General features: G+C 42.5%; 15 protein-coding genes. 5 read left to right on the forward strand and 10 right to left on the reverse strand.

What is annotated here, in order from left to right; translation table 11 throughout:
* Window positions 1-321 precede the first annotated feature (321 nt).
* Genes ACQW03_RS07985 through ACQW03_RS07995 form a run of 3 tightly spaced genes read left to right on the forward strand, consistent with a single transcriptional unit; the run spans window position 322 to window position 4,315 of the window.
* Window positions 322-2,001: a spore germination protein gene (locus ACQW03_RS07985; protein WP_441949141.1), complete on the forward strand. Its 1,680-nt coding sequence runs from the start codon at window positions 322-324 to the stop codon at window positions 1,999-2,001.
* A 24-nt stretch (window positions 2,002-2,025) separates the two neighbouring features.
* The gene (locus ACQW03_RS07990) at window positions 2,026-3,129 is read left to right on the forward strand and encodes a GerAB/ArcD/ProY family transporter (RefSeq protein WP_441949143.1); all 1,104 of its coding nucleotides are present in this window, start codon (window positions 2,026-2,028) and stop codon (window positions 3,127-3,129) included.
* Complete coding sequence (locus tag ACQW03_RS07995) at window positions 3,122-4,315, forward strand: Ger(x)C family spore germination protein (protein ID WP_441949145.1); 1,194 nt, start codon at window positions 3,122-3,124, stop codon at window positions 4,313-4,315. Before ACQW03_RS07990 ends, ACQW03_RS07995 begins: the two co-directional genes overlap by 8 nt.
* A 122-nt stretch (window positions 4,316-4,437) precedes the next feature.
* Here the strand turns inward: ACQW03_RS07995 and treR are convergent, their stop codons facing one another.
* The 4 genes from treR to ACQW03_RS08015 form a co-directional block, all read right to left on the reverse strand.
* A complete protein-coding gene (gene treR / locus ACQW03_RS08000) occupies window positions 4,438-5,187 on the reverse strand; it encodes a trehalose operon repressor (protein WP_076293158.1) in 750 nt (249 codons plus the stop codon).
* A 74-nt stretch (window positions 5,188-5,261) separates the two neighbouring features.
* Window positions 5,262-7,220: a PTS system trehalose-specific EIIBC component gene (treP, locus tag ACQW03_RS08005; protein ID WP_071639447.1), complete on the reverse strand. Its 1,959-nt coding sequence runs from the start codon at window positions 7,218-7,220 to the stop codon at window positions 5,262-5,264.
* A gap of 91 nt (window positions 7,221-7,311) precedes the next feature.
* Entirely contained in the window at window positions 7,312-9,051 is a 1,740-nt protein-coding gene (treC, locus tag ACQW03_RS08010; protein WP_441949148.1) for an alpha,alpha-phosphotrehalase, read from the reverse strand.
* Window positions 9,052-9,324: 273 nt separating this feature from the next.
* Window positions 9,325-9,906, reverse strand: a complete 582-nt coding sequence (locus tag ACQW03_RS08015; protein WP_023986882.1) for a LysE family transporter — start codon at window positions 9,904-9,906, stop codon at window positions 9,325-9,327.
* Window positions 9,907-10,016: 110 nt separating this feature from the next.
* Here ACQW03_RS08015 and ACQW03_RS08020 point away from each other — a divergent pair, with 110 nt between their 5' ends.
* Window positions 10,017-10,571, forward strand: a complete 555-nt coding sequence (locus tag ACQW03_RS08020) for a helix-turn-helix domain-containing protein (protein WP_441952341.1) — start codon at window positions 10,017-10,019, stop codon at window positions 10,569-10,571.
* A 111-nt stretch (window positions 10,572-10,682) separates the two neighbouring features.
* On the opposite strand, the gene ACQW03_RS08025 is transcribed toward ACQW03_RS08020, so the two are convergent.
* The 5 genes from ACQW03_RS08025 to ACQW03_RS08045 form a co-directional block, all read right to left on the reverse strand.
* Window positions 10,683-11,252 carry a sugar O-acetyltransferase gene (locus ACQW03_RS08025; protein WP_071639444.1) on the reverse strand — a complete coding sequence of 190 codons (570 nt, stop codon included), beginning with the start codon at window positions 11,250-11,252 and terminating at the stop codon, window positions 10,683-10,685.
* Window positions 11,253-11,272: 20 nt separating this feature from the next.
* A complete protein-coding gene (locus tag ACQW03_RS08030) occupies window positions 11,273-12,481 on the reverse strand; it encodes an MFS transporter (RefSeq protein ID WP_441949151.1) in 1,209 nt (402 codons plus the stop codon).
* Between the two features lie 235 nt (window positions 12,482-12,716).
* Window positions 12,717-15,071 carry a glycoside hydrolase family 2 TIM barrel-domain containing protein gene (locus ACQW03_RS08035; RefSeq protein ID WP_441952343.1) on the reverse strand — a complete coding sequence of 785 codons (2,355 nt, stop codon included), beginning with the start codon at window positions 15,069-15,071 and terminating at the stop codon, window positions 12,717-12,719.
* Between the two features lie 79 nt (window positions 15,072-15,150).
* Window positions 15,151-15,945 (reverse strand): Nif3-like dinuclear metal center hexameric protein, encoded by a 795-nt coding sequence (locus ACQW03_RS08040; RefSeq protein WP_441949153.1) that lies wholly within the window; start codon window positions 15,943-15,945, stop codon window positions 15,151-15,153.
* 121 nt (window positions 15,946-16,066) lie between these two features.
* Complete coding sequence (locus ACQW03_RS08045) at window positions 16,067-16,633, reverse strand: 5' nucleotidase, NT5C type (protein ID WP_071639435.1); 567 nt, start codon at window positions 16,631-16,633, stop codon at window positions 16,067-16,069.
* A 474-nt stretch (window positions 16,634-17,107) separates the two neighbouring features.
* Between ACQW03_RS08045 and ACQW03_RS08050 the strand changes: the two genes are divergently transcribed.
* Window positions 17,108-18,091, forward strand: coding sequence for a glycoside hydrolase family 5 protein (locus ACQW03_RS08050; RefSeq protein ID WP_441949156.1), 984 nt, complete (start codon window positions 17,108-17,110; stop codon window positions 18,089-18,091).
* A 95-nt stretch (window positions 18,092-18,186) separates the two neighbouring features.
* On the opposite strand, the gene ACQW03_RS08055 is transcribed toward ACQW03_RS08050, so the two are convergent.
* On the reverse strand, window positions 18,187-20,544 hold the full coding sequence (locus ACQW03_RS08055; RefSeq protein ID WP_441949158.1) for a beta-galactosidase: 2,358 nt from the start codon (window positions 20,542-20,544) through the stop codon (window positions 18,187-18,189).
* Window positions 20,545-20,548: the final 4 nt, after the last annotated feature.

Below are 20,548 nucleotides of genomic sequence, written 5' to 3' on the forward strand. Positions count from 1 at the left end.
GACAATGCTTCCTATCCGATGACATCTCCTACGTTCCTATGAATATTGCTTATGCTTCTATTCTAATGCAGCAGATAGAGCTATATGTGATTAGAATCACAATGTAGTTCAAATTAAGAATATTTAGGGATTTCCCTATTTCGTTTCAAGGGATAAAGGTAAGAGCCCGAAATAAAATTTCATAAATGTTAAATACATCACTTGCCCAATTCATCGAACGAATCTTTCCATTTCATGTGTAAATACAACCTTTATAAGGAATACTTTAGGAACAACTTGTATCTTAAGGAAAAATGAATTAATCGTATGGAGGTGATCATCATGTGGTCTAAAATAATTTCTTATATTCCAAGCTGGAGTACACTCTTTCAAGCAGGCCTCGCGTTGATTATTCCTTTAGGAATGTTTTATATAAACACATCAATTTATTCGTTTGTCGGCAGTAAGGGAGCAAAATCCAAACATTCTTCTGATCGTCCGCTTCCCGACGAACATAACGAAGGCCACGCTGATCAACAGCATGAACCAAGCTCCAAAATTACAGGAAATTATGATTCCGACTTAAAGTCGATCCAAGAGGCTATAGGCGAAAATAGTGATGTGCATTTTCGTGAGTTTGTAGTAAAGAAATATCATGCACGGTCCGTGTTAGTCTTCATAGATGGTATGCAGGATGAAAAGCTAATGAGCAAGCAGGTATTGGAGGTCTTGATGTTTGACGGCCAGCAGGACCCACAGGAACAGCAGGAAAGTATAAGTAGCTCTTTTATAAAAGAAAGCTTGATGCCGCTTACGCAAATTAGTGAAGTTGCTGATATGGAGGACCTGCAGGAGTCTATACTTTTAGGTCATACTGCCTTATTAATTGAAGGAATGAAGGGAGCACTGCTGGTAGGCTCGCCTAATGGCGCCATTCGCTCGGTCAATGAACCAACCTCTGAAGCATTACTTCGGGGTCCCAGGATCGGTTTTACGGAGGTATTAAGTGAAAATACTTCGATGCTTCGACGCCAGGGCTTAAACAAAAGTTTGGAGATAAAGAAATTCCAAGTGGGAAGCCGAATCAAAAAAGATCTGGTTGTCGCGTATATCAAGGATATTGTGAATCCGGATCTCCTCGAAGAGGTAAACAGCAGAATTTCAAAAATAGACATGGACTTTTTAGCTGAATCCGGTTATGTGGAGCAACTTATTGAAGACAATTATTTAAGTCCGTTCCAGCAGGCCCACAACACTGAGCGCCCCGACCGTGTCATGAGTGCCTTGTTGGAAGGAAGAGTAGCGATTCTGCTGGATGGTACTCCCTTTGCACTTATTGTTCCGGTGACCTTCAGTATGCTACTCCAATCTCCCGAGGACTATTATGAGCGCTGGATTCCAGGGACACTTTTACGGGTGTTGCGATTTTTCGGAGCATTTATAGCGCTTATGGGTCCTGCTTTATATATCTCTTTTATATCGTTCCATCCCGGTTTGATTCCAACCAAGCTGATTATTAGCATCATCGAGACCCGTCAAGGCGTTCCTTTTCCATCTGTCATAGAAGTTATGATTCTGGAAATCTCTATCGAAATCCTGCGGGAAGCTGGCATACGATTGCCCAAGCCTATTGGTCCTGCCATGGGCATTGTGGGAGGCTTAGTCATCGGCGACGCTGCTGTCAATGCGGGCATTGTTAGTCCGTTCCTGGTGATTGTGGTTTCAGTTACTGCCATCTCTTCGTTTTCGATACCGACATATAGTGCGGGCATTACCTTGCGTCTTTTGCGTTTCGTCGGCATGCTATTTGCAGCAATCCTGGGCATGTTCGGAACCATATTGTTCTTTCTGTTAATTTGTATCCATCTGACCAAATTAAAAAGCTTTGGCGTACCGTATGTGACTCCCTTCTCCCCTATGCGCCCAAGCGACTGGAAGGATGTGTACATTCGAGCCCCTATATCTCTGATGAAACGAAGACCCGTTATGATGAAAACTCAGCAAAGCAAGCGCAAATCATAGCACCCGGAGGAAGGAGGAATGATTGTGTTTAGACGTTCTGATGATAAAATTACATCCAAACAGGCGGCAGTATTCCTGACCAATACAGTATTAGGCGCAGGGATTTTGACACTGCCGAGAGGTGTAACTGAAACGGTAAAGTCTCCTGATGCATGGCTTTCTGTCCTTCTCGGCGGATGTATTATCATATTCGTGATCCTGTTGATGGTAAAATTAAGCCAACAATTTCCTGGAAACACTGTGTATCAATACTCCAGGAGAATCGTCGGTATCATTCCAGGAGGATTTTTAAGTCTATTATTAATCATATACTTTATCATCATCGCTGGCTTTGAAATTCGTGTTTTAGCTGAAGTGACGATTTATTTTTTGCTTGAAGGGACACCCATATGGGCAATTGTGATTCCATTCATCTGGGTGGGAAGTTATCTGGTTTTTGGAGGTATTAATCCCATTGCGCGGTTATACCAGATTGTACTCCCGATCAGTCTCTTCTTTTTACTCCTCTGTTTTGTCCTTAGCCTAAGGATCTTTGAAATTGACCATCTTCGTCCTGTATTGAGTAACGGTATTCTTCCAGTAGTTAAGGGGCTAAAGTCGACTGTCCTTGTTTTCACTGGATGTGAAGTCATCATGACACTGGTCGCTTTCTTGCAGTACCCTGAAAAAGCCGTAAAGGCCATGGTAGTGGGAATCAGCATCCCTTGGGTATTATACTTTTTGACCGTAGTTATGGTAGTTGGCGGGTTATCGGTGGACTCTACTATAACAAGTACCTGGCCCACCATTAATTTAATGCGCAGCTTTGAAATCTCCGGATTTCTTTTTGAACGTCTTGAGTTTCCGTTGCTGGTAATCTGGATGATGCAAATGTTTTGTAATTTCTGCAGTTTTTTCTTCAATGCATCCTTAGGTGTCTCACAGGTATTTGGCCTTAAATATCGTTATGCGATTTTTGGCTTAATCCCAATTATCTTTATCTCCACAATGACTCCTGTTCGTATGATGGAAGTGTTTAGCCTAGGCGATGCGATCGGATACATGGGAATCATTTTATTTTTTCTGGTCCCGGTACTTCTCTCCATCGTTTTCATGATCAGGAAGAAGGGAATGAAGCAAAATGTATAGGCAACAAATCCTATCTTTGCTGCTTGCCTTCATTCTCCTGGTAACTCAAGCCGGTTGCTGGAGCAGCAGAGAAATAGAAGAACTAAGCATGTATACAGGACTGGCTCTGGATAAGGGTGAGCCCAGCACAGTGGAAAAGGGCCTGGAAAAGGAAGGCAGCCGTTACTTCAAGAAAAACAAAATTACTGCCACTGTGCAAATCGTCCCCAAAAAGACTTTTGGAAACGCGGCAAAACAAGGCGGTGGACAAGGGCCAAACTATATTAATATAGCTGCCACCGGGGATTCTTTACTTGAAATCTTCCGGCAATTATCCCTCCGTCTGGATCGCCCGATTATTGGTCACCATCTAAAGGTCCTGGTGGTTTCCACCAAATTGGCAGAACAACAGACGATGCAGCAATTGATGGATTTTGTGCTTCGTGATAATGATATTCGTCCGAGTTGTTTTGTTTTCTTAAGTAAGGAACGTGCAGCTGATACCTTAGTTACCAAATATAAGGATGAGGTCCCATCCATTCATATTCTGTATATGCTTCGTAATCATTTCAGAACCAGCAAGGTGATGAGGGGAGTCAATTTGTCTGAATTGGATGGGTTGATGCACTCCAAAAAAAGCTATATATTGCAAAACATTTCTGAATCCGATGGAGAATTAGAATTTTCGGGTGCTGGTGTTATTAAAGGAGACACCGGTCACTGGATCGGTAGTTTGGGACAACAAGATGTAGAGAGCATTGCATGGATTAAAGGTGATGTTGAGGGCGGAGCTGTCAAAACGTATGACAAGCGGAATGAAGCTATAACTTATGAGATCAAATCGGTAAAAAGCAAAATAACAGCTAAAGTGACCGAGGGCAACGATATCTCGTTTCACGTAAAAATTGAATCCAAAGGACGTTTAATCGAAAACTGGGATGAGAAAGTGAACCCGACTGAGACACGAAACATGAAAGAGGCTGAGAAAGAATTTGAAAAAGAAGTGACTAGAAGGATTAAGTCTCTTATGCACAAATTACAATCAGAATATAAAGTCGATGTCGCCAGTTTTGGCGAACGTTTAAATATTGAGAAACCGCAGGTGTGGAAAAAAGTAAAGGAGGATTGGGATTATAATTTCAGTAAAATACCTGTAACCTTCGATATTAAGTTATCTATTACGGATTTAGGCTCATCTTCTGAATGAGTATAATCTACTCCAGAGTTTCTCCTAAGGTAAAAAAGAAACCCTCTTCCTAAGAAGTAGGGTTTCTCCACAACTGTGGACTATTCCGACTGATTGCTCTTTCTTGTATCTACTCTAATAGGTTAGCTTAAAAAATCAGTTTTTTTCTCTTCACCGTGGGAACGTCTAGCAAAGTCGACAAATTGGAATTTGTCCAGCCGATGCCTTGACTCGGTATACTGGAACAAGGTGGTGTCCTCCAGATAAACATAGTTACGTACTACGACCACATGAGTGTAGTTCAGAAGGTCCATCAGCCTATGATCTTCTTCGTCTACAGTTTCTACGGAAACGACTTTTTTGGCATAACTGATTTGAAGATGGAGCTCTCCCTCCAAATATTCGTAGATGGACCCACGACTAATTTCCTCGGTAAGCACAGGTACAATGTCTGATCGAAAGTAATCTTTATCCAGTATGACGCATTCACCTTCAATCTCACGCGCACGAATAACTTTCCAGACCAAGTACTTGTCTTTGTCAATCTCAAGATGATTGGCTATGTCATCTGGAACTGGAATTAGCTTATTTTCATGTACAATTGTTCGTGATGTACGCCCAATCCGTTCAGACATTTCCTTGAAACTGACCAATCCCCCTATAGGGAAATCCATCCGTCCAATATCCAGAACAAAAGATCCTTTAGCTTTTATTTTATGGATATACCCATTTTGGGCAAGCAAGTGAAGTGCCTTACGCACGGTTTCGCGAGAAGTGTTATACTCTCGGGCCAGTTCATTTTCAGAAGGCATTTTCGTGCCTGGGGCCAATTCGCCTGTCTGGATTCGTCCCGAGTACTCCTGATAAATTTGCAAAAATATATTCTTTGTCAATTTTCATCACCACGTTCATTGTAGCATCCTTTCACTTCCTGTTCACTAAAATAGGCTGTGCGAATGAATCGGACTTAATTCGTATTGTCTGATGAAGAATTCAAATGAATTCTCATTAAGGTGTACTGCAAATCGTCTGCCTCACCTGGCAGTTCCTCAACTGATTCAATCATGCTCTGACCATCCGGGACAATGACTGGTGTAATAATGGGGTATCCCGATTTCTGAATCAGATCACGGTCAAATTCCATCAATAGTTGTCCTTGCTCCACGGTTTGATTGGTCTCCACATGCATGGTGAATCCCTCACCCTTCAGTGACACCGTATTGATTCCCACATGTACCAGAATCTGTACACCTGTCGAATGCTCCAAAATCAAGGCATGCTTGCTTTTCATCATGATATGAATAACTTTTCCGCTGAATGGGGCAAGAATCTTGCCGTCCTTCGGTTCCACTGCAATACCTTGCCCCATCTGCCGTTCGGCAAAAGCCGGGTCAGGAACTTGTTCTAACGGTACAACACGTCCTCGTACGGGAGTCCTCACTTCAAGCACATCTAGTGCGGTATTTTGCGGAAGCGAGTCTTTCCGTACGGAATCATTGGCTGGTGCAGCCTGACGGCGCTTATTTAGCAGTTTTCCATACATAAAGGTTAAAGCGAACGGCACAATTAACACGATCGCCATCCCGATGAAGAATACACCCCAGTTGTTTGGAAAAATAGACAAGAAGCCTGGAATCCCGCCCACACCAATGGAAGAAGCCATCACATGATTTACGGTGAGCAATATACCTGCAATACCGGAACCGATCATTGCGAATACAAACGGATATTTATAGCGGATATTCACTCCGAATATGGCAGGCTCGGTTACACCCAGAAATGCAGACACTGAAGAGGTAAGAGCCAATCCTTTTCCCTTTTGCTCCTTCAATACCAGCATCATGGCCAGTGCTCCGGCACCCTGAGCGATATTGGACAGCGCCAGCATCGGCCAGAGGAATGTTCCACCCTGCGTACCAATTAATTGCACGTCCACCGCTAGGAAAGTATGGTGCATTCCCGTAATCACGAGCAAGGAGTACAAGCCACCATAAATCAGACCTCCCAGCGCAGGAGCCAAATCGAAAACGTATACAAGACCAGACGTAATAGCATTACCAATCATAAAAGTAACCGGACCGATCACTGTAAAAGCCAGAAATCCCGTGATTAATAATGTAATCGGTGCTACAAGTAACAGTTTAAATGAATCCGCTATCTTCTTATTTAGGAATTTCTCCATTTGCGCGAGCACGTAAGCGGATACTAAAACGGGTAAAACCTGTCCTTGATAACCAATCTTGTTCACTTCCCACCCAAACAAATTCCAAACCGGAACAGTTCCTTTGGTAACGGCATCTGCATAACCGTATGCACTTAGCAGATCCGGATGAACCAGAATCAAGCCCAGTACGATCCCGAGTAAAGGACTGCCGCCAAATCGTACAACGGCAGACCATCCAATTAAGGCAGGTAGAAATGTAAACGCGGTGCTGGCAATGGTGTTAATGATAGCAGCAAAGTCGGTCCATTGAGGATAGACCTGAACCAGAGCCATTCCTTCGAAGAAGATTCCCTTGCCTGTCAAAATATTATTTATTCCAAGCAATAAGCCTGCAGTCACGATTGCGGGCAAGATAGGGATGAAAATATCTGCCAGCGTCTTGATGGCACGCTGAATTGGATTTTGTTTTTTGCTTGCCGCATTTTTGACATCGTCTTTAGAAGCCCGACTACCTCCTGTAATGGAGATCATTTCGTCATATACCTTATCCACCAGACCTGGGCCAATCACGACCTGATACTGTCCTTGTGAAGAAAATTGGCCTTTGACCAGATCATTTTGTTCAAGTGCATCTTTATCAACCAGCTTATCATCATAAAGGGCAAATCGCAGACGAGTTACGCAATGCGTAGAGGCCTCTATGTTGTCTTTGCCACCAACGGCTTTTATAATGTCTTCTACCTGTGATCTTTCAATCGCCATTTAGCCCACTCCCTTAACGTTCGCTCATTTTAAAGTAGCAACCCCGGTTATCAAAGATAACGTGCCCGGGGTGCTACTAGATGTCTCCATACTATTCACTAAGGCTACGAACCATCCACATATATGAAGCATATGGGGTTAAAGAGATCACTTGTTTTAGCTCTGGGGCGTGCTGGGTATTACCAATTAAGAGCTCAGCCGCATCCAACGCTTGATTGTTTAATTGTGAATAAAATGAATCCGGTATACGGAATTGCGTATTCTGTCCGCTAAAATTAGAGATGACGATCAAAGTCTCCTCTTCATTGCTGCGTTGATAGGCGTAGACCTGAGGATGAGCTTCGTCCAAGCGTTGATAATTTCCATCGGTAATGACTTCCACCGTCTTACGCAGATGAATTAGCTTACGGTAATGGTGGTAGACAGAGTTCGGGTCCTCTAACTGAGTCTGAACATTAATCTGTGGATATCGTTCATCTACCTTAATCCAGGGAGTTCCTGTAGTGAAGCCCGCATTGCGAGTGCTATCCCACTGCATCGGTGTTCTCGAATTATCACGAGACCGCTCTCGAATAATATTCAATGCTTCTTCTGCACTTTTGCCTTGCTCCTGTAAGATACGATACATATTCAGAGATTCAACATCCCGAAACTCTTCAATGTCTGCCCACTGCGGATTGGCCATCCCAATCTCTTCACCTTGAAATATATAAGGCGTTCCTTGTAGACCATGTAGCGTGGTTGCCAGCAGCTTGGCGCTTTCTACATGGTATTCTCCATCATCCAAAAAGCGAGAGATCGCCCTTGGCTGATCATGATTATTAAAAAACAATGCACTCCAGCCGCCACCCTGTTGCATGCCCGTTTGCCAATCCGAGAATAGCTTTTTCAACATTTCAAAATCATATGGCATCAATTCCCACTTTTGTCCATTTGGATAATCCACCTTCAAATGATGAAAATTAAAGGTCATGGACAATTCTTTTCTCTCTGGATTGGAATAACGGATGCAGTGATCCAATGAGGTGGAGGACATCTCACCCACAGTGACGCTATTCTGTTTGGCAAATACTTTCTCATGTAATTCATGGATGTATTCATGCACATGTGGACCGTCCGTATAATACTTGCGTCCGTCGCCAGGAGCTGTGCTTCTATCATCGTCCGAGAATTGCTGATCCTTGGAAATCAAATTAATGACGTCCAGTCGGAAACCACTGACTCCCTTCTCAGCCCAAAATTCCAGCAGATTGACAACTTCCTGACGGACTTTGGGATTTTCCCAGTTTAGATCCGCCTGAGTCTTATCAAACAGTGTCAGGAAATATTGGCCTGTTGCCTCGTCATATTGCCAAGCTGGTCCACCAAATTTGGAAACCCAATTGTTTGGAGGTCCACCATCGGGTGCTGGATCACGCCAGATATAGTAGTCCCTATACTCACTATCCTTAGAAAGCCGTGCCTTCTGGAACCAGGCATGTTCTGTGGAAGAATGGTTAACCACGATGTCGATCATTAGGTACATCCCACGTGCCCGGATTCCCTCGCTTAATTCTTCAAAATCCTGCATTGTTCCATAATCAGGATTAATCTGGAAATAATCAGCTACATCATACCCGTTATCACGTTGTGGTGAGACATATACAGGCTGCAACCAGACAATATCCACACCCAGTTTTTTTAAATAATCCAGCTTTTGCGTCAGTCCTCTTATATCGCCGGTTCCTTTGCCCGTTGTATCGTTAAAACTTTTGGGATAAACCTGATAGACCACTGATTTGCGCCACCAGTCCTTATCTTGAGGAATTAAAGTCTTGTTCATTGCTTCCATTCATGCTCATTCCTTTCTTGCGAAATGAAGTAGCGTAAAAAATAATATAACGCTTTCAACATCTTGTATATACAAGATTAAGTCATGTATATACAAGATGTCAACAGCTTTATATATTAAGGTAATACCCGTTTTGCAGCTAAATGATCAGGAGACTCATCCATTCTGTCCGATTGTATGTTATGACTCGTAGAATAAGCTCAATTCACACGAAAAAAAGGCTCCTGCCTATGGTCAGGAACCTTTCTTTTTTATGATGATTAAGGTGCTCTTTTACATCCATATCGATAGTGCACTATAAAGGAGCAATAAGGACATTATGATATTGAAGGAACGCTCATGCTTATTCAAGAAACGTTGAAACACAGCGCCAAAAATCGCCCAGCTCACTACAGCTACAAAACCAATACAGGTCAGGAGTAATGAAATCGTAATAAGCTCTATATACGATACATCATAAGGCATTACAAACGTTGAAATGACCGTAATACCATACAAAATGATTTTTAAATTGATAAATTGCAGCAACAGTCCTGATTTGAAGGAATATCCCTCATTGTGATCATTATCCTCCGTAGAGGATTTGCTCTTTGCAATTTTCACCGCCAGATAAAGCATATACAGACTGCCGAGAACATTCATCCAGATCTTAACCCGTGGCAAAAAATGATACAAAGCAAGATTAAAATAGCAAGCTAACAGCATAATGGCGAAACAGCCTGCTGTTACTCCCAGCAAGAATGGGAATGCTTTTTTCAAACCTAACCGCCTGGCACTGTCTAAAGACATAATATTGTTGGGACCTGGCGTAAAGCTGCTAACAAGTGCATAAGAAAGGAACGGAATAAACGGCATGTAATAATCAACTCCCGTATGTTATAATTGAATGAAATGTACGTTCAAACGTACATTTGTACTTTATGATTGTACAATATGTTCTTTATAAAGCACAATAGGAGCGAAGAATTATGGAGAATATTAATCTGATTTTAAGTAAAAATTTGAAATATCTAAGAAATGAAAGAAAATTAAGTTTAGATAAATTAGCTGATCTGACGGGGATCAGTAAAACGATGCTCGGTCAGATTGAGCGGGGAGAATCTAATCCCTCGATTACAACTGTATGGAAAATTGCGAACGGCTTGAAAATCTCTTTCACTGCTCTGATTAATGAACCACCTTCAGATGCGGTAGTCGTTCCTAAAAGCAAAGTACAAGTGCTTGAAGAAAATAATCACTATCGTTTGTATCCGTTTTTCCCCTATGAAGGCAGTAGAAATTTTGAGGTTTACACCGTAGAGATTGAAGCAGGCGGAGAACTAAGTTCAGCGCCGCACCGTGAAGGTACTGAAGAATTTATTACCGTATTTGAGGGTGAGATGGTGGTAAAAGTCAGTGAGGAAATATACACGGTTAAAGCTGGAGATTCAATCCGGTTTAAAGCAGACCGCCCACACATTTACTATAATTCAGAAGCAACACTAGTCCGGATGAATATGATTATTTATTACTCTATATAGTCCACCAAGAGATCCTAAGTGATCAAGTCTTCAAATTAAATGATCCTATTAAAATAAGGAGCTCTTTTTAATAGGATCATTGGTACATTAAACGATTTGCCTGTATGCTGTTCAGGAGATTTCAATTTGCTTAATTATTCGTGCTGGATTTCCAGCTACAACTACGTTATCTGGAACATCCTTGGTTACTACTGCTCCTGATGCCACTACGACATTATTACCTATCGTAACACCGGGATTAATAACTGCTCTACCGCCGATCCATACATTGTTGCCAATTGTTACAGGTTTTCCATACTCTGGGCCAGCGATTCGTTCAAACGGATCTATGGGATGAGTTGCTGTGTAAATATGGACTCCTGGAGCCATGAAACAATTGTCTCCAATGCGCACTTCGCAAACATCCAAAATGGTACAGTCAAAGTTAGCGTAGAAATTCTCCCCAACATGGATGTTGTACCCATAGTCACAACGTATGTTGGGTTCCATGCCTATATTTTCACCAGTTGATCCGAAAAGCTCCTTTAGTAACTTTTCACGGTACTCACGATCCGTCTCTGCCGTCTGATTAAAGAGACGTACACATCTTCTCGCATACTCTCTTTCATTCGTTAATTGAGGATCAGCAGCTACATAAAGTTCCCCATCCATCATCTTTTGTTTTTCCGTTTTCATAGTCATGAAACAATCCCCTTTATATTTTAATCTGATTTCTTTTCTTTCATCCCAATAGGTTGGGCTGCACCCGATATCAAACCAGCAACAATAACGCCAACAAGAACTACAATCAAGGCATGCAGAAGGCCAACATGTTCACCTAAAAACCCTAAGCCTGGGGGACCTACTAAAAAGGCAATGTAACCGATCGTGGCTACGGCTCCAACGCGGATAGCTGCACCACGAGGGTCATCTCCGGCAGCAGATAAACCCACAGGAAAACCAAGTGAGGCTCCAAGCCCCCATAATACGACGCCCAGTCCAGCTATGAGGTAATGCTGTCCCCAGATCACTAGAATGATACCGATAGCGGCCAGGATAGCACTCCCTTTCAACACAGGGACACGGCCGTATTTATCCAGTATGAATCCGCCAGTAAAACGTCCAATGGTCATCGCTGCCACAAATAGTCCATACATATAGGAACCTGTTAAAGAATCCACGCCATAACCATCTACCATCGTTAGCGGCAGCCAGTCATTCGCAGACCCTTCTGCAAATGCCATACCTAACACGATGATACCGATCAATAAAATCCGTCTTTCTTTCCATACAGCAAGCTGCGCCTTGAGATTAGATCCAGCCTTTTGAGTAGGAACTTCTTTCTCTATACCTGTATCGCGGGGCAGAAAACGATAAAAATAGAAGGTTACTGCTGCAATCATGACAGCCATAGCTCCAAAATGGACCACAACAGGTATGTGTAGTGCCGCTGCTCCAGAACCGATGGCAGCGCCTACAAGTGTCCCCATACTAAATGAACCGTGAAAAGCGGGCAAAAGAGTTTTTTGTAATTGATTTTCTACCGCAGAGCCTTCGACATTAAGAGCTACTTCTGCTGTCCCATAGCCACCTCCAAAGATGACCAAACCAGCAAACACGATGCTCGTGAGCGAAAATGCAGTTCCCAACCCTACAATGACAAAACCGATCACAATCAAAATCGCACTTCCCAAAATGACCGCCCGTCCACCTATACGAGAAATCATATTGCCTGCACTAAGTAGTCCCACTAAAGAACCTGCAGCTAATACAAAAATTATAATTCCCATTTCGGCAGTCAAGACATGTAAAATATCCCGTATAATAGGCGTTCGAGACACCCAGGAAGCAAAAGCTACACCCGGTAAAGCGAATAACAAAAATAAAATGTTACGAATTACCCTGGGATTCATGGATGATTCTACTGGCATTCACTTATCTCCTTATCACCACTTTTTATTAATCTTTTAATAAGATATATTATAATTAGTCATTCTATTCGTATCCAAACTATTTGTCAAAAAGAGAATTATAGTCATAGATCGCTATTGACCGTCTGCTGCAAACATAAAAAAAGGTCTGAACAGGTAGAGCATAAGCACTCATCACCTATTCAGACCTTTTAATTAAACTATACAAGCTCTATACTGAATCAACCTTGATTTATCATTTGGGTTGTTCTTCTGTTTTCAGTCTGGTTTCTCCCTGCAACTCTCCCTCTGCTGATGCTTGAAGCAACAACTCACCAGCTACATAACCGGATTGTACAACAACGAGACACCTTCCTCTGTGTGTTCGTCTCTCATTCCCCTTGAAGGATTCATCGCTGGTAAGATCCCCATTGTCTATTCCAAGGATACGACCATCACCATGCAGTTTAAAGGTTAATTCAAAATCCTGGTTAGGTACAATGATCCCGTTTTGATCTATGACGGTTACTTCCACATGAGATATCTCATGCCCATCAGCAGGTAGAATTACCCGATCAGCCTCCAACTTTAGAGCATAAGGAAGCCCGGCAGTAGTCAATTCATGCTCACAAACCTTCTCGTTTCCATTACGACCCACAGCCCGGATTTTGCCCGGTGTATAGGGAAGCTCCCATAGGATTAAATGATTAGGGTAATCCACTAGCTTCCTCTCACCGTATGATTCATCATTCACGATCAATTCCACGCTCTCACAATTGGTGAAGGTAACCAACCGTATCAATTTTCCACCGTATTCAGGAAATGTCCAGTGACCTTCCATGGCCGGAGATTTCCAGTGCATCGTCCATGTCGGATTAAATTCCGATTTCATATGTTCGTTAAATGCGGCTATGTGCACAACAGGCTGATTAGACCATAAACTTTGTTGGAGATAAGATACTGGTTTGCGGAACCCGCAAGTATCAATCAGGCCCGAAGACCACCCTTTGGAGGGATAGCTCGTTTCTCCCAAATAGTCAATTCCACTCCAAACAAATTGACCGATCACATAATCATGATTAGTGACATCAAACCAGGGATTTAGGGGCAAATAACCTTTAACACGGTTATCCTTACCCCGATAGTACGGGAACGTCTCGGTTCCAAGGATAAGCGTATCCGGCATGGCCGCTCTATAGTGCTCATACCACTGCTCCTGATAGTTTAACCCCAGAATATCCACTCGTTGTGCCAGTTGTTTGGTATGCTCCACTTTGGCCTCAATTGAACCCTCACGCAAGCTGATCGGTGTATTATGCGGCTCAAGCGCACATGTAACCGGTCGGGTTGGGTCTTTTTCATGGCAGAAGCCCACAAGTTGCTCCAACATTTTGAGCATGGATGGCTGACCTTGATTCTCCACTTCATTCCCAACGCTCCACATGAAAACACTGGGATGGTTCCTGTCCCTGAGCAACATTGCTTCCAGATCTTTTTCCCACCACTCATCATACAAATGCTCATAGAAAAGAGACTTCCATTTGTCAAAAGCTTCATCAACCACCAAGAACCCCATCTGATCACATAAATCTAATAATTCGGGCGCCATCGGGTTATGAGCAAAACGAATCGAGTTACAGCCCATTTCTTTCAGTTTCTGCAGCCTTCTCTTCATGGCTGTATCATGGTAAGCAGCCCCCAGGCAGCCTAAATCATGGTGAATGCACACTCCCTTTAGCTTTAAGTTGCTTCCGTTCAGCAATAAGCCTTTTTGTGTATCCAGCTTCACTTCTCTTATACCAAAAGGGGTGCAATAACGATCCACCTCTGTATTGTCGCAATAGATCGTCGTCTGGGCTTCGTAGAGCACTGGGTTGTCCGGTGACCATAGTTCTGGCTCTATAACTCGCGTTTTTTGCTCTATTTCCCTCGTTTCACAGCCCGAAAGAGTGACTCGGTTTTCCACTTTTCCTTTGATCTGTCCCTGTGGGTCCAGCATTTCAGTCATAATCGTACACTCTACGTCATGCGCGTGATGATTAGTGACCTGGATTCTGGCAGTCACCTTGGCTTCATCTGACGAAATTTCAGGTGTGGTAATGTAAGTCCCCCATTCGGTTATATGAATATAATCCGTACAAATCAGCCAAACATTACGATAAATACCGGCCCCCGAATACCATCTATCAGGTGAAAGAATCGTATTGTCCACTTTGACGGCAATCACATTCTCCTCATCCCACCGAATATATGGAGTCAAATCATATTGAAAGCTAACATATCCATAGGGTCGCTTGCCCACAAAATGCCCATTGATCCAAACCTCACTGTTACTGTGAATGCCATCAAATTGTATGTATACGCGCTGTTTTGGAGAGGAGGGCTTCACATTAAAATGCTTTCTGTACCATCCGACAGACCATCTCGGCAAATAAGCTTGATTGCCACCATACAGCATATGTGAATCAAAGGACTTTTCAATGCTCCAATCATGAGGGACTTGAAGGAGCCTCCAATGCTCATCGTTGTAGTCCATTTTCTCAGCCCCTGCGTAATTACCTTCTATAAATCTCCAGTCTGTTTTGAACGGCATAATCACTCTGCTTCCCATCATCTTGCCTCCATTTTATAAAGTGGATGAACGGATATAACAACAGTGCGGGATGACCATCACAAAAGACGTGTTGTCATTACAATATTTGAAACACCGGGCGATCTTCTATAAAGTGTACGGGGAGCATTGGAAATTGGGCGGAAAGTACATCTGCGAGATACTTCATCCCAGGTGCTTCACTTTCAGCATGTCCCAGCATGATAAGTGCTTTACTTTGCCCTTGATAGACAGCATCTTTAACATATTCTGGTGTTTCCCATTCTGGGCCCTCACCGGCAATGACTAAATCCACATTTTCATTTAGAAATAATGGAATGGCTAGTTCACCACCTCCCCTGTATCCTACTGAGATTCCCACTCGTTCACATGGCATGGAAACCTCGCCAGCCACCCGTACATAACGAATACGTAGTTTGGCTTTGATATATTCAGCGATCTCCTTAACCTCCATAGCCGGAATAGTCAAAATGGCGGCCGTCGGCTGCTGCTTTACAATGTAGTTGTGCCAGCCAAGCGCCTGAAGAAGCCCAACCATCACTCCATCCGGTTGATAACGATGTATGGCGTCATGAAACCGATAAATGCCTATACCTGCATCGGCAATGAGGCGAGATTTTTGCAAAAAAACAGGATCATGTAGTAAACATTCATGCATTCTCTGATGACTATAAAAGATGCCCTCATGCGTAATGATAAAATTTGCACCTAGAGAAATAGCTTGTTCTATCACATGCTGCGAAGCGGAGAAAGCGGTTACAATTCCTTGTACCTCAGTATCTATATATCTTGGGTCCAGCAGATCTACGGTGGTGTTGGGTATGCTTATCCCCTTGGTCAGATGATTCACAATCTGACCCATAGTCATGGTCATACACGTTCCCTCCTCATGGATAATGCATATCAATTGTACCATTTTAATTCAATTATAAGTGCTATTCTTTCTAGCAAAACAGCCAGTTCCAAAGGAGCCAGCTGTTTTACGAATGGTTCTACTATTTATACAGTACTCCTAAAATGGAGTCGATTCGTTCTTTTGCTCCTTGCCAGGATGTCATGACGGGGAACTCATATTGCTCTCTTGCTCTCAGATTCCATGGATGAGGAATGCAAAGCACCTTTTTCCCCTCCTCTAGCGCAGGCACTAAATTATGAGGACCATCATCAATCAGGAGATCATAGTTAATCAGGTTCTTTCGTTTACATGGGAAAAAGTTCTCAATCGGAATGAATGGCATATGTCTTTGAAGCCAGTTCCATTTCTCTACGACGGTCTTGGGTTCTGCCGCTGTCACAATAATGACATCAAAAGCATTGCAAAGCTTCTCCATCTCTTCTACAACATAATCGTCATACAGTTCAAGTTCCTCAAACAAACCCGGTCGCCCATAAAATACATCGTGCGTGCTTTTGGGATGACGTAGATGATCGGTGTTCCAATCTAACATTTCTTCATACCGAAGCGGATGAGTGGGAAATTCACTATTGTTATGGTATATGGCTCGTTTGACGAGATGGCAGATGGTATCGTCCATATCGACTGCAATGATTGGTTTTCTCATCAGCTTGCCCCTATTCACTCTGGTAAAATTTTTCACAAGAATATCATACTATAATTTAATATCGCGGTGAAGCTTAGGTATTGCTGTCCGATTAGATCTCGCCTTTGTTCAAGATAATTAACCGAGTACAACATTAGGTTTATCTACATAAATAAAATATATTAAAGCAAAAAAGTTAGGTTATTTTCATTAAAATAAACTAAATTCCAAACAATTATAAGCAATAAACACTATCAAACCATAGAAAATCACACTTAAATAATAAATCTATGTGTTTATGCTTAGAAAACACAAAAAATAACTAAAAAAAATCAATTGAATAACAAAAACTCAAATGATAGAATAACAAAAATAACTTTTCCCCAAAATGAAAGCGCTTAATTCGTGTTTAGCTTACTGCTATTTACACACTTACATACCTACTTCATCTCTGTATAGCAGGAAGTTGAATAATATATTTAGGGAGGAATAAAAATGAAGGTATTGTTAAGAAAAGCATTATTGTCTGGACTGGTCGGCTTGCTCATCATGATTGGTTTAGGAGGAGTTTTCTCCAAGGTAGAAGCTGCTTCAGGATTTTATGTAAGCGGTACCAAATTGTATGATTCTACAGGCAAGCCATTTGTTATGAGAGGCGTCAATCATGCTCACACATGGTACAAAAATGATCTTTATACAGCTATCCCGGCAATTGCCCAGACAGGTGCTAATACCGTCCGAATTGTCCTTTCTAACGGAAATCAGTACACCAAGGATGACATTAATTCCGTGAAAAATATTATCTCTCTTGTCTCCAACCATAAAATGATTGCTGTACTTGAAGTTCATGACGCTACAGGCAAAGACGACTATGCGTCTTTGGATACAGCTGTGAACTACTGGATTAGCATAAAGGATGCTCTGATCGGCAAGGAAGACCGGGTTATCGTAAACATTGCGAACGAATGGTATGGTTCTTGGAATGGAAGTGGTTGGGCTGATGGATACAAGCAAGCAATTCCCAAGTTGAGAAACGCAGGTATCAAAAATACGATCATCGTCGATTGTGCCGGATGGGGACAATATCCTCAGTCTATCAATGACTTTGGTAAATCTGTATTTGCAGCTGATTCTTTGAAGAATACGGTATTCTCCATCCATATGTATGAGTTCGCGGGTAAAGATGTTCAAACTGTTCGAACCAATATTGATAACGTTCTGAATCAAGGACTTCCTCTGATTATTGGTGAATTTGGCGGTTACCACCAGGGAGCAGACGTCGACGAGACAGAAATCATGAGATATGGCCAATCCAAAGGAGTAGGCTGGTTAGCCTGGTCCTGGTATGGTAATAGTTCCAACCTTTCCTACCTTGATCTTGTAACAGGACCTAATGGCAATCTGACGGATTGGGGCAAAACTGTAGTTAACGGAAGCAACGGGATCAAAGAAACATCGAAAAAAGCCGGTATCTACTAAAAACACATTAAGAAAGTAAAAAGACTCATGTATTCACTTGCCCCCTACTTTATGTGAAATTAATCTGGGAAAAAATCACCATATAACCTTCTGGGTTATATGGTGATTTTGATTTCATATACAGGCACAAGGCTAACCGAACCGATATCTACAATACGTTCCTTTGTCGTCTCTTTCCAGCCAGCCATGGTCGTATTGCTATTGAGAACCTTACCCTTTCGAATGGGGGAAACATATACGTACAACCCTTGCTCGATGAGCCGATGTTCAAATGCTTTCAAGCCTATTTCCCAGGTCGTATGGTTGCAGAAATTATCGTTGATCAGTTCGCCATCCATAAAAGCATAACCGATATCTCCAGTATAATGGATACGCAGCAGAGCTTCCTTGATTCCGTGAAAGGCATCTAATTCGAAATCAATGATAAATTTATCGTTATTTATCCTTTTCAAATTGAAATGGATTTCTTTCTTAGGAGCCTTTAAACGATACGTTTTGAATAAATTATTTTCTGTTATTTCAAGCAGTTCTCCACCGGAAATAGATGTGAATGAGGCGCCAAAATCCGGGAATACACTCAGGGTTACCATTTCTCGGTCCGTTGATTCCAGCCTTAGATCGCCCTCAGATACAAGTAGATTGGCATTTGTCAAAATGACTCTGTCCCGGCCTTGCATGTTTACCTTCCAAAATGTAAGACTTTGCTCATCAGTCATCGTGTAGATGGCAACTTTTTGACCACTTTCAGATACCAGATGGATGAGACTATCCTCCTCTTCAGCAACCTTAATGATCGTGCTCCCATCCAATTGATCTATCGAACCTTTGTCGATTGTGGCACTGATTATATCTTTTGACTCCATTACATACGTTCCTTGCATGCCCTCTGGTACAAAGAAAAAATAATATGCTTCTCCATCCTCTTCTATCCTTGTTATCAGCTGTGCCGTAGCATATTTGAGCTTCATTCCATCTAAATTGAAGTTAAATGGCAATATGGCATAACTATCACGTCCTAACGTCAGTTCACCTTGACTAGGGATTACAATCGTTTCCTCGGGCAGCTCAATGCTCACATTAAAATCGCACAGGTCGTAATTTTCGGCATGGTCTTGGAAATTATTTAGAAACAGGTAACCCGATCCGGCACTGGATCGCACTGCATATCGTAACGTATCCACATCGTAAGGGTCCATATGGGACGTATCCCCAGGCAGAATAGTCTTTGTTAGTGAGAATTGCTTTTGGAACGTTGAAAAAAAGTAATGCTGCAGCTTTGTTCTTTGGTATGATTCCCTTACTTGACCGAATTCGCCGATCATGGCGTTGAAATCATAGGATATTTTAGGGGTGGCTAGATCATTTGTGAACGGGTTAACCTTACCTCGAGGATTGGAACCCCCATGATACATGTAGTATCCGATCAGGTTACAGCCTTCTGCAACCTTCATGACAGTCATCGCTGGAACACTGCGGTAGGGAAATGCGAATCGATATTTATAAAACTGAACCATACCGCCACCCATTTCACAGCAAGCGTACGGATAGTCTTCAGGCGCGTATTGAGGCTCAAAATTGTAGCTCTTTGGAATCTTGTTATTATGCTTGTCTCGGAAAATGTATTCCGGTGTCGCAGGATGCTCGTTCATCCCCTCCATCCGTCCCTCTTCGTAGTAGATCCATGGCCAATAGGCATACCCGCCCCATAATGGCAGCATATCAGGTACAGGAGTTGTCGCTCCTCCCCATCCTGTGCACGTATAGATCGGAGTATCAATCCCTGCTTCCAGAGCCATTTCTTTAAGTTTTAACATATGCGAGTTACCGTCACTTCCGCTGTTTAACCACATATCATTAATTCCTACAGTCAAGGCCCACTGGGCAGATGAATGATTATGCTCGTTTTCGATTTGGGTGCCGATAATCGGCCCCCCTTCCTTATATAGCAGCCCTTTAACCTGGGCACCAATTTCGTTATACAATCTTCTCGTATAGAACAGATACCCCTCATCATTAGAACGAACCTCAAATGGTCGACCAAATAACCAATCCGGCATACCGCCGTTTCGAATTTCCCCATGATTGAAGGGGCCGATCCGAATGATGGAGTATACCTGATGTTTACCGCACAACTCGATGAAACGACGAAGATTCTTGTTCCCACTCCAATTAAAAATACCTTCAACTTCTTCATGTAGGTTCCAAAAAATATAAGTGGCAATGATGTTTACGCCGCCCATTTTTATTTTAATAATTTCGTCTTCCCAATAGCGTTCATCATAACGGGCATAATGGAATTCACCACAAATACCGAAAAAGGGCTCTCCGTCCTTCTCCATAAAATAGTTGGTGAATCCGATTTCCTCTCCTTTTGGATTGGTTCCGCCAAGTTTGATATGTCCTTTAACAATATGCTTTTGATCGTCTTTGACTGTAACCCGATAGTTTCTCATGGAG

The organism is Paenibacillus sp. DRB1-1 (genome assembly GCF_052119485.1).
Classification (GTDB): Bacteria; Bacillota; Bacilli; order Paenibacillales; family Paenibacillaceae; genus Paenibacillus; species Paenibacillus polymyxa_B.

What these genes read in the sequence shown, in the direction of transcription:
- ACQW03_RS07985 (WP_441949141.1), top strand. Translation starts at nt 322, where the DNA reads ATGTGGTCTAAAATAATTTCTTATATTCCAAGCTGGAGTACACTCTTT.
- ACQW03_RS07995 (WP_441949145.1), top strand. Translation starts at nt 3,122, where the DNA reads ATGTATAGGCAACAAATCCTATCTTTGCTGCTTGCCTTCATTCTCCTG.
- treP (WP_071639447.1), bottom strand. Translation starts at nt 7,220, where the DNA reads ATGGCGATTGAAAGATCACAGGTAGAAGACATTATAAAAGCCGTTGGT.
- treC (WP_441949148.1), bottom strand. Translation starts at nt 9,051, where the DNA reads ATGGAAGCAATGAACAAGACTTTAATTCCTCAAGATAAGGACTGGTGG.
- ACQW03_RS08015 (WP_023986882.1), bottom strand. Translation starts at nt 9,906, where the DNA reads ATGCCGTTTATTCCGTTCCTTTCTTATGCACTTGTTAGCAGCTTTACG.
- ACQW03_RS08025 (WP_071639444.1), bottom strand. Translation starts at nt 11,252, where the DNA reads ATGACTATGAAAACGGAAAAACAAAAGATGATGGATGGGGAACTTTAT.
- ACQW03_RS08030 (WP_441949151.1), bottom strand. Translation starts at nt 12,481, where the DNA reads ATGCCAGTAGAATCATCCATGAATCCCAGGGTAATTCGTAACATTTTA.
- ACQW03_RS08035 (WP_441952343.1), bottom strand. Translation starts at nt 15,071, where the DNA reads ATGGGAAGCAGAGTGATTATGCCGTTCAAAACAGACTGGAGATTTATA.
- ACQW03_RS08040 (WP_441949153.1), bottom strand. Translation starts at nt 15,945, where the DNA reads ATGACCATGACTATGGGTCAGATTGTGAATCATCTGACCAAGGGGATA.
- ACQW03_RS08045 (WP_071639435.1), bottom strand. Translation starts at nt 16,633, where the DNA reads ATGAGAAAACCAATCATTGCAGTCGATATGGACGATACCATCTGCCAT.
- ACQW03_RS08050 (WP_441949156.1), top strand. Translation starts at nt 17,108, where the DNA reads ATGAAGGTATTGTTAAGAAAAGCATTATTGTCTGGACTGGTCGGCTTG.
- ACQW03_RS08055 (WP_441949158.1), bottom strand. Translation starts at nt 20,544, where the DNA reads ATGAGAAACTATCGGGTTACAGTCAAAGACGATCAAAAGCATATTGTT.